10 protein-coding genes are annotated in these 8,980 nt (G+C 73.6%); 7 read left to right on the top strand and 3 right to left on the bottom strand.

Annotated features, from left to right (window positions below; genetic code table 11):
• The first annotated feature begins 69 nt into the window (after positions 1-69).
• From ACFVGS_RS37170 to ACFVGS_RS37155, 4 genes are read left to right on the top strand one after another with little or no spacing between them, the layout of a single operon-like run.
• The gene (locus tag ACFVGS_RS37170) at positions 70-1,260 is read left to right on the top strand and encodes an allantoate amidohydrolase (RefSeq protein ID WP_385696881.1); all 1,191 of its coding nucleotides are present in this window, start codon (positions 70-72) and stop codon (positions 1,258-1,260) included.
• On the top strand, positions 1,257-2,591 hold the full coding sequence (locus ACFVGS_RS37165) for a formimidoylglutamate deiminase (RefSeq protein ID WP_385696878.1): 1,335 nt from the start codon (positions 1,257-1,259) through the stop codon (positions 2,589-2,591). Before ACFVGS_RS37170 ends, ACFVGS_RS37165 begins: the two co-directional genes overlap by 4 nt.
• 17 nt (positions 2,592-2,608) lie before the next feature.
• Complete coding sequence (gene hutI / locus ACFVGS_RS37160; protein WP_384423194.1) at positions 2,609-3,856, top strand: imidazolonepropionase; 1,248 nt, start codon at positions 2,609-2,611, stop codon at positions 3,854-3,856.
• A 22-nt stretch (positions 3,857-3,878) separates the two neighbouring features.
• Positions 3,879-4,553 (top strand): VOC family protein, encoded by a 675-nt coding sequence (locus ACFVGS_RS37155; RefSeq protein WP_385696874.1) that lies wholly within the window; start codon positions 3,879-3,881, stop codon positions 4,551-4,553.
• A gap of 22 nt (positions 4,554-4,575) precedes the next feature.
• On the opposite strand, the gene ACFVGS_RS37150 is transcribed toward ACFVGS_RS37155, so the two are convergent.
• The 3 genes from ACFVGS_RS37150 to ACFVGS_RS37140 form a co-directional block, all read right to left on the bottom strand.
• Positions 4,576-4,917: a hypothetical protein gene (locus tag ACFVGS_RS37150; RefSeq protein WP_385696872.1), complete on the bottom strand. Its 342-nt coding sequence runs from the start codon at positions 4,915-4,917 to the stop codon at positions 4,576-4,578.
• 138 nt (positions 4,918-5,055) lie between these two features.
• Positions 5,056-5,724: a phosphotransferase gene (locus ACFVGS_RS37145; RefSeq protein WP_384423200.1), complete on the bottom strand. Its 669-nt coding sequence runs from the start codon at positions 5,722-5,724 to the stop codon at positions 5,056-5,058.
• A 21-nt stretch (positions 5,725-5,745) separates the two neighbouring features.
• Positions 5,746-6,711: an RNA polymerase sigma factor SigF gene (locus ACFVGS_RS37140; RefSeq protein WP_385696869.1), complete on the bottom strand. Its 966-nt coding sequence runs from the start codon at positions 6,709-6,711 to the stop codon at positions 5,746-5,748.
• 169 nt (positions 6,712-6,880) lie between these two features.
• Between ACFVGS_RS37140 and ACFVGS_RS37135 the strand changes: the two genes are divergently transcribed.
• The 3 genes from ACFVGS_RS37135 (at position 6,881) to ACFVGS_RS37125 (ending at position 8,701) form a co-directional block, all read left to right on the top strand.
• Positions 6,881-7,246 (top strand): STAS domain-containing protein, encoded by a 366-nt coding sequence (locus ACFVGS_RS37135; protein ID WP_384423204.1) that lies wholly within the window; start codon positions 6,881-6,883, stop codon positions 7,244-7,246.
• A 181-nt stretch (positions 7,247-7,427) separates the two neighbouring features.
• Positions 7,428-7,859, top strand: a complete 432-nt coding sequence (locus tag ACFVGS_RS37130; protein WP_384423206.1) for an ATP-binding protein — start codon at positions 7,428-7,430, stop codon at positions 7,857-7,859.
• Positions 7,860-7,993: 134 nt separating this feature from the next.
• Positions 7,994-8,701 carry a peptidase gene (locus ACFVGS_RS37125; protein WP_385696866.1) on the top strand — a complete coding sequence of 236 codons (708 nt, stop codon included), beginning with the start codon at positions 7,994-7,996 and terminating at the stop codon, positions 8,699-8,701.
• The last annotated feature ends 279 nt before the right edge of the window (positions 8,702-8,980 follow it).

Genomic DNA, 8,980 nt, shown 5'->3' with positions numbered 1-8,980 from the left:
GCGCGAGCCGCCCTCTGGGGGGTTGGGCCCCTTGTGTTGTAAAGGTCCTACACCCCTTTGTTCTCTGCGGTGGGGCCAGTGTGCGTCTGCGACGCCTCGGGCGGATACCGTCGCTACGCCTGGACCGGCGCCGACGCCGACTGCCGGCTCTGGTTCCGCATGCAGGCGGAGGCCCGCCGCCTCGACGTCGAGACCGACCGCAACGGCAACCAGTGGGCCTGGCTCGGCGACCCCAGCGCCGGTGACGCCGTCGTCACCGGCTCCCACCTGGACTCCGTCCCCGACGGCGGCGCCTTCGACGGCCCGCTCGGCGTCGTCTCCGCCTTCGCCGCCCTCGACGAACTCCGCGCCCGCGGCGTCTCGTTCCGGCGGCCCCTCGCCATCGTCAACTTCGGCGACGAGGAAGGCGCCCGCTTCGGGCTGGCCTGCGTCGGCTCCCGGCTCACCTCCGGGCAGCTGACCAAGGAGAAGGCCTTCGAACTGCGCGACGCCGACGGCATCAGCCTCCCGCAGGCCATGGAGGCCGCCGGCCACGACCCCGAGGCCATCGGCCCGGACCACGAGCGGCTCGCCCGCATCGGCGCCTTCGTCGAACTGCACGTCGAGCAGGGTCGCGCCCTGGACCTGTCCGGCGACGCCGTCGGCATCGCCTCCGCCATCTGGCCGCACGGCCGCTGGCGGTACGACTTCCACGGCGAGGCCAACCACGCGGGCACCACCCGGCTCGTCGACCGGCGCGACCCGATGCTGCCGTACGCCGAGACCGTGCTCGCCGCCCGCCGCGAGGCCGAACTCGCGGGCGCCGTCGCCACCTTCGGCAAGATCGCGGTCGAGCCCAACGGCGTCAACGCGATCCCCTCGCTCGTGCGCGGCTGGCTCGACGCGCGCGCCGCCGACCAGGAGTCCCTGGACGCCGTCGTCGCCGGCATCGAGACCGCCGCCCGCGACCACGCCGTCCGCCAGGGCGTCGACCTCGCCGTCGTCCGCGAGTCCTTCACGCCGGTCGTGGAGTTCGGACACGCGCTGCGGGAGGAGATGGGACGGATCCTGGGCGAGACGACCGGCGACAAGGTCCCGGTCCTCGGCACCGGTGCGGGACACGACGCGGGAATCCTGTCCGCCTCGATCCCGACCGCCATGCTGTTCGTACGGAACCCCACGGGCGTCTCGCACTCCCCGGCCGAGTTCGCGGCCGAGGACGACTGCGTGGCCGGCGTCCGCGCACTCGCCGACGTACTGGAAGGACTGGCGTGCAGGTGACCACGACGTACTGGCTGGAGCACGCCTGGCTCGGCACGAACGTCGAGCCGGGCGTCGTGCTCGACGTCTCCGACGGCCGCATCACGGCCGTACGGACCGGCGTCGACACCCCGCCGCCCGGCGCCGAGGCGCTGCGCGGCTTCACCTTCCCCGGCCTGGCGAACGCCCACTCGCACGCCTTCCACCGGGCCCTGCGCGGCACCGTCCAGGTCGGCTCCGGGACCTTCTGGACCTGGCGCGAGGTCATGTACACGGTCGCCCAGCACCTCACCCCCGACAGCTACTTCGCCCTCGCGCGCGCCGTGTACGCGGAGATGGCCCTGGCCGGCATCACCTCCGTCGGCGAGTTCCACTACCTGCACCACGCGCCCGGCGGCGCCCCGTACGCCGACCCCAACGCCATGGGCGAGGCCCTGATCGCGGCCGCCGCGGACGCGGGCATCCGGATCACCCTCCTCGACACGGCCTACCTCTCGTCCGGCTTCGGCGCGGCACCGGAGCCGCACCAGCTGCGCTTCAGCGACGGCACCGCCGACGCGTGGGCGGAGCGGGTGTCGCTCCTGAAGGAGCGCGAGGGCGTCCGGATCGGCGCGGCCGTCCACTCCGTACGGGCCGTCCCGGCCGACCAGCTGTCGACGGTGGCAGGCTGGGCGCAGGACCGCCAGGCCCCGCTCCACGTCCACCTCTCCGAGCAGACCGCCGAGAACGAGGCCTGCCTCGCCGCCCACGGCCGCACGCCGACCCAGCTCCTCGCCGACCACGGCGTCCTGGGCGCGCGGACCACGGGCGTCCACAACACGCACCTGACGGACGCCGACATCGCGCTGATCGGCTCCACCACGACCGGCACCTGCATGTGCCCCACGACGGAACGGGACCTGGCGGACGGCATCGGCCCCGCCGTCGCCCTCCAGCGCGCCGGATCCCCCCTCTCCCTCGGCAGCGACAGCCACGCGGTCGTCGACCTCCTGGAAGAGGCCCGTGCGATGGAACTCGACGAGCGCCTGCGCACCCGCACCCGCGGCCACTGGACCGCCGCGGCACTGCTGCGCGCGGCGACCGCGGACGGCCACGCGGCACTCGGCTGGCAGGACGCGGGCACCCTGGAGACCGGCGCGCTCGCCGACTTCACGACGATCGCCCTGGACTCCGTCAGGACAGCGGGGCCGGTACCGCGTCTGGCAGCCGAGACGGCGGTATTCGCAGCGTCGGCCGCGGACGTGCGGCACACGGTCGTGGGCGGGCGTCACGTCGTACGGGACGGGGTCCACTCCTCCGTACCGGACGCCGGCCGCGCCCTCGCGGACTCGATCGCCGCCCTGCGCGGCTGAAGGAGAGATCTCTCAAGATGAACACGGGCCCGGCGGCGAGGAACAACCCCGCGGCGACCTCCGCCCCCACGAGCGCGAACAGCGCCGTGGCGACGACCGCCACCGCCATCGTCAACATCGCCAGTCTCGTCACCAACGACCCCTCCCTCGGTGATCGAACTCCTCTCGGCCTGATCCAGGACGCGGCCGTCGTCATCGAAGGCGACCGTGTCGTCTGGGTCGGTGAATCAAGCAAAGCACCCGCCACTGACAACCGGGTCGACGCCGGCGGCCGGGCGGTCCTCCCCGGCTTCGTCGACTCCCACTCGCACCTGGTCTTCGCGGGCGACCGGACCGCCGAGTTCCACGCGCGGATGTCCGGCCAGCCGTACCAGGCGGGCGGCATCCGCACGACGGTCGCGGCCACCCGCGCCGCGTCCGACGCCGAGCTCTCCGCCAACGTCGCCCGCTACATGTACGAGGCGCTGCGCCAGGGCACGACCACCTTCGAGACCAAGTCCGGCTACGGCCTGACGGTCGAGGACGAGGCCCGCGCGCTGCGCGTGGCCGCCGAGCACACGGACGAGGTCACGTACCTCGGCGCGCACATCGTGTCGCCCGACTACGCCGACGACCCGGCCGGATACGTGGACCTGGTGACCGGCGAGATGCTGGATGCCTGTGCCCCGTACGCCCGTTGGGTCGACGTGTTCTGCGAGAAGGGCGCCTTCGACGGCGACCAGGCCCGCGCGGTCCTCACGGCCGGGCAGGCGAAGGGCCTGCAGGCCCGCGTCCACGCCAACCAGCTCTCGTACGGCCCCGGTGTGCAGCTGGCGGTCGAGCTGGACGCGGCGAGCGCGGACCACTGCACGCACCTGACGGACGAGGACGTCGACGCGCTGGCCAACTCGTCGACGGTGGCCACCCTTCTCCCGGGTGCGGAGTTCTCGACGCGGGCGCAGTGGCCGGACGCGCGCCGGCTCCTGGACGCGGGCGTGACCGTCGCGCTGTCCACGGACTGCAACCCGGGCTCGTCCTTCACGTCCTCGGTGCCCTTCTGCATCGCGCTCGCGGTCCGCGACATGCGGATGACCCCGGACGAGGCCGTCTGGTCCGCCACCGCGGGCGGCGCGGCGGCCCTGCGCCGCACGGACGTCGGCCGCCTGGCCGTGGGCGCCCGCGCGGACCTGATGATCCTCGACGCGCCGTCGCACGTGCACCTGGCGTACCGCCCGGGTGTGCCGCTGGTCGCGGAGGTCTGGCGAAAGGGCCTGCGAACGGTCTGAAGCCGCGGCTAGGTTGGCGCGCATGCAGACGCCCCCTCAGCCCCCTCAGCCCCGGAAGATCCCCCCGAGCCGCTTCCGCGAGACGCCCGGCCTCGACGACTGGCGGGTCCTCGGCGAGGGCGCCTGTGCGTACTTCCGCACCGGCACCTTCGCCGCGGGCGCCCGCTTCGTCGCCGAGCTCGCCGCCCTGCCGGAGACGGCGGACCGCGCCCCGGACGTGGACGTCCGCCCGGACGGGGTCACGGTCCGCCTGGTCACGGTGACGGACGAGCTGTACGGCCTGACGGAGCACCACCCTGCCCTGGCACAACGCATCTCCCGCCTGGCGGCGGACCACGGCCTGGTCCCGGACCCCTCCGCCCTGACCGCGGTCCAGGTCACGGTGGACGCCCTGTCCATCGACAAGGTCACCCCCTTCTGGCGCGCCCTCCTCGGCTACGAGCACCGCGCGGGCAGCCCGGAGGACCTCATCGACCTCCGCCGCCGCAACGCCGCCTTCTACTTCCAGCAGATGGACACGCCGCGCCCCCAGCGCAACCGCGTCCACGTCGACGTCTGGGTCCCCCACGACCAGGCCGAAACCCGCATCGCCGCCGCCCTCTCAGCCGGCGGCACCCTCGTCACCGCCGCCCACGCCCCGTCCCACTGGGTCCTCGCGGACCCGGAGGGCAACGAGGCGTGCGTGGGCACGCTGTGACCTCGCGGCCGGTGTGACGGTCTCAGGCCCACCACAGGGCCGCGCGGCGGTGTCGGGCCGGAGGAATGTCGACGGAGTCCGCGTCCTGCCGTGCGGTGTTCGCCAGGCGCCGGGCGGCGCCGAGCGCGGTACGCAGCCGCTGCCGGGCCCGCCGCTCCTCCGTGACGGCCCACCGCCTGACGGACCCGTCCCGGTGGTGACGCGCCCACGAGTACACCGTCACTTCCCGGCGGATCCTGCGGGGCACGCCGTGGCGGTCGTAGCGCAGGTCGTACAGGACGACGGCACGCCAAGGAGCGCCGTCACGGGGAAACCCGGCGGCGCGACAGTGGGCGGGGGGTCTGTGGTGAGCGGTCCGCGACACGAGGTCTCCTTCGGCAGCGACCGCCAGGTCTCTCCTGGCGGGCTACCGAAACCCCATGGGCCCGGCGGACCGGGCGCGTCTGCGACTCATGCCCCGATTCTCCGGGAGCCGACGCGACCAGTCCAGGCCGGTGCGGTGTTACGTGGCGGGCTCGGGATGCGTGGCCAGGGTGGTGACCAGGTGGCCGGCCGTTGCCGTGCGGGCCCGCTCCTCGTCCGACAGGTTCGGGTCCGCCGCGCGGAGGGTGGTCGCCTCCGGGACGTACGGCGTGACCGGGGTGGCCAGGTGGGTGAGGAGGGTTGTGAGGGCCGTGCGGGCGCCTTCTGCGTACGGGGCGGGGGAGAGGGCCGCCTCCGCGAGGAGGAGGGCGGACATCGCGCCGTCCAGGCCGGGCGGGCCCTCGCGGGCGGTGCGCCAGTCGATGACGACGGGGCCCTCCGGGGCGAGGACGACGTTGCCGGGGTGGAGGTCCAAGTGGATCCACGGCGTGGTGCCGAGGCGGTGGAGCAGGTCGGCGAGGAGGGTGCCCGCGGTCTCGGCGGTGACGGCGCCCGCTGCCGCCGCTTCCAGGAGCGTCGGGCCCGTCAGGCGCTCCATGACCAGGTCGGGGCCCGCCGCGCGGGCGACCCGTGGCACGGGATAGCCGCGCCGCGCGAGGTCGCGCATGATCCTGGCCTCGGGCTCCGTGTCACCGCCGTCGCGGTAGCGGCGCAGCACCCGGCCCTCGTCCGGTCCGGAGAGGGCGTACACGTCGGCCGACCGGCCCGTACCGAGCAGCGCGCCGGTCCCGACGGGTATGTCGTTCACGGCGCCCCCGCCCTGTCGGCCTCACTCTTCGGCCGTCAGGCCCTTGCGCAGTCGCGCCAGCGTACGGGACAGCAGCCGCGACACGTGCATCTGCGAGATGCCCAGCTCCTCGCCGATCTCCGACTGGGTGAGACCGGCCGTGAAGCGCAGCGACAGTATGCGGCGCTCGCGCGCCGGGAGCGAGGCGATCATCGGCTTGAGCGACTCGACGTACTCGATGCCCTCGATGCCGTGGTCCTCGTAGCCCAGCCGGTCGGCGAGGGTCGCGCCGTCCGCGTCGCTCTCCTCGGGCGGGGCGTCGAGCGAGCTCGCGGTGTACGCGTTGGCCGCGGTCATGCCCTCGACGACCTCTTCGGTACGGATGCCCAGCTCGCGGGCGAGCTCCTCGACGGTGGGCGCCCGGTCGAGGCGCTGGGCGAGTTCGTCGCCGGCCTTGGCCAGGTCGAGGCGGAGCTCCTGGAGCCTGCGCGGGACGTGCACCGACCACGAGGTGTCGCGGAAGAAGCGCTTGATCTCGCCGATGATCGTCGGCATCGCGAAGGTGGGGAACTCGACGCCGCGGGCCAGTTCGAAGCGGTCGATCGCCTTGATGAGGCCGATCGTGCCGACCTGGACGATGTCCTCCATCGGTTCGCTGCGGGTGCGGAACCGAGAGGCGGCGAACTTGACCAGGGCCAGGTTGAGTTCGATCAGGGTGTTGCGGACGTACGCGTACTCGTGGGTGCCCTCCTCCAGGTCGCCGAGGCGGGCGAAGAGGGTCTTCGACAGGGCGCGCGCGTCGTGCGGCGCGATCTCGTCGGCGTGCGGGATCCGCGGGAGTTCCGCGAGGTCCTGGGTCGGGTGGTCCTGGACCGGGTGGTCCTGGACCGGGTGGTCCTGGACCCGGTGGTCCTGGGCCGTCCGGCCCGGGATCGTGTGGTCCGGGGTCGCGTGCTCCCGGGCCGTCTGGTCCGGTACGTCGAGCCGGGGGGACATGGTCTCCTCCATCGTTGTCTCGCTGCGGTTTGCGGCGCCTCCAAAGCCGGCCAAGTGGAAGGTGTCCTTCTAGCCCTACCGGTTCGACCCCGATGGTTGCAAGTGGCAATTGTCCGGTTCATTACGGTATGGGGTGGAGCTTGTGTGCGGCGCACGCGGGTGCGCTTGTATGGTTCGACGCATGTACCGCCAGCACATCGGCAGCGCACCCGGGCGGTTCCGGGTCGAGGTCCGGACCGTGGGGGCGAGCGAGGTGCTCACCCCCGTGGGTGAGCTCGATCACCACACCGCCGAACTGTTGCGTGCGCCACTCGACCACGCGCTCGACGAGGGCCGGACACGCCTCGTGCTCGACTGCTCACGCCTCGAGTTCTGCGACTCGACCGGGCTGAACGTCCTGCTCGGCGCCCGGCTGAGAGCCGACGCCGCCGGCGGCGGGGTTCATCTGGCGGCGATGCGGCCCCCGGTGGCCAGGGTCTTCGAGATCACCGGAGCGGACGCCGTCTTCACCATCCACGACTCGCTCGACTCGGCCCTTCCCGGCTGAGTGGTCGAATGGCTGAACGGCGCATGGCCGAATGGTCGAATGACTGAGGGGCCGAGTGGCCGAGTATGCGCCCGGGCCCGTCCGGCGCCCCGGCCGGACGGGCCCGCCCCCCGCCACCCTGTGTCCTGAACCCGTCAAACTCGTCAAACGGTTGAACCGGCTGAATCGGTGAGGTGAAGCGTTGAAGGAGACCGCCTCCGGCGACCCCGAGGTCCGCACCCTCGCCCTCGGGGCGGCCAGTGGCACCGTCCCGCTCGCGCGTGACTTCACCCGGCAGGCGCTGCACGACTGGGGCTGGCTGCCGGCCGCGACCGCCGACCGCAGGGCCGCCGCCGAGGACGTCCTGCTCGTCGTCTCCGAACTCGTCACCAACGCCTGCCTGCACGCCGAGGGCCCGGAGAGCCTCCGCGTGCTGCGCCTCGCCGACGTGCTGCGCCTGGAGGTCGTCGACCGCGGCGCCGGTCAGCCCGCCCCCCGCACCCCGCACCGCGCCGGGCGGCCGGGCGGCCACGGCATGTTCATCGTCCAGCGGCTCTGCCGCGCCTGGGGCATCGACCGCGTGCCCGGCGCCCCCGGCAAGACGGTCTGGGCGGAACTCGCCGCGCCCGCGTAGGGCGCCGGCGCATCGCGCCCGAACGTCCCCGTAGGACTTTCACACCCTTCTCTCTTCCCTCTACAAGGCCCCCGGCGTACCTTGACGGCCAATCTGATAGACCGTCAGCAACCTTGCGGTGAGGGGTGTTCGAGGTGCCGGACCCGAGGAGAACGGCCCGTGGGCTGACGGTGGCGATCGCGGTGGCGGGCTCGGCCGTCCTGCTCTCCGCGCCCGCCGCCCACGCCACCGTCGTCGACGTCAACTACGCCTGCGAGACCAAGATCGGCCCCAAGAGCGCGGTCTCGCCCGTCGACATCAAGGCCGAGAAGAACGGCAGCTCGTACAGGATCACGATGTCCTTCGACAAGGGTGTCTCCGACAGCCCGATCGAACTGCCCAAAGGCGTCATGACGCCCCGCGCCGAACTCGTCGTCGGCGGCGCCGACAGCGGCGAGGTCCAGGTGAAGGGCGTGCCGAACTCGGCTGCCATCCCGCCCAACACGCCCATCAGGATCGGGCAGTTGACCGGCACGTACACGCCGAAGAAGAGTGGCAGGGTCACCTTCACGGCGGGCACGCTCACCGTCCACGCGCTCGGCATGGACGCGGCCGTCTGCAAGCCCTCCAACAACCCCAAGCCCTCCCTCGAACTCGACGTGACGGCCGCCGCGGGCGGCGGTTCCGGCGGCTCCGACGACTCCTCGGGCGGTACGACGCAGTCGGGCGGCGGCCGGCTGCCCAAGACCGGCCCGCTCGACTCGGCCGCCGCACTCGGCACCCTCGGCGGCACCGTGCTGCTCACCGGCACGGCCGGGGTGCTCTGGCTCACCCGTCGCACGGCACGGCACACGGCACGCTGATGCGGGCGGCACGGGCCGGGAACGGGCCTCGGCTTGGTGACGCGGGCGGGGCGGTGCTCTTCCGTCGCGGGCTTCGGCGCGGCGGCTACGGCGGCCCGGGCGGCGTCGGTGGCCCCGGCGGCGTCGGTGGCCCCGGCGGTGTCGGTGGCCCCGGCGGGGGCGGCAGGGCTGGCGGGGGCGGTGGAGGCGGCCTCCTTCGGCCCGCGCCCCGCCGCGCTGCCGCGGGCGGCTTCCTTCGGCCCGCGCCCCGCCGCGCTGCCGCGGGCGGCTTCCCTCGGC

The organism is Streptomyces sp. NPDC127114 (assembly GCF_042677525.1).
GTDB lineage: Bacteria > Actinomycetota > Actinomycetes > Streptomycetales > Streptomycetaceae > Streptomyces.
This window is presented reverse-complemented; position numbering and strand designations above follow the sequence as displayed.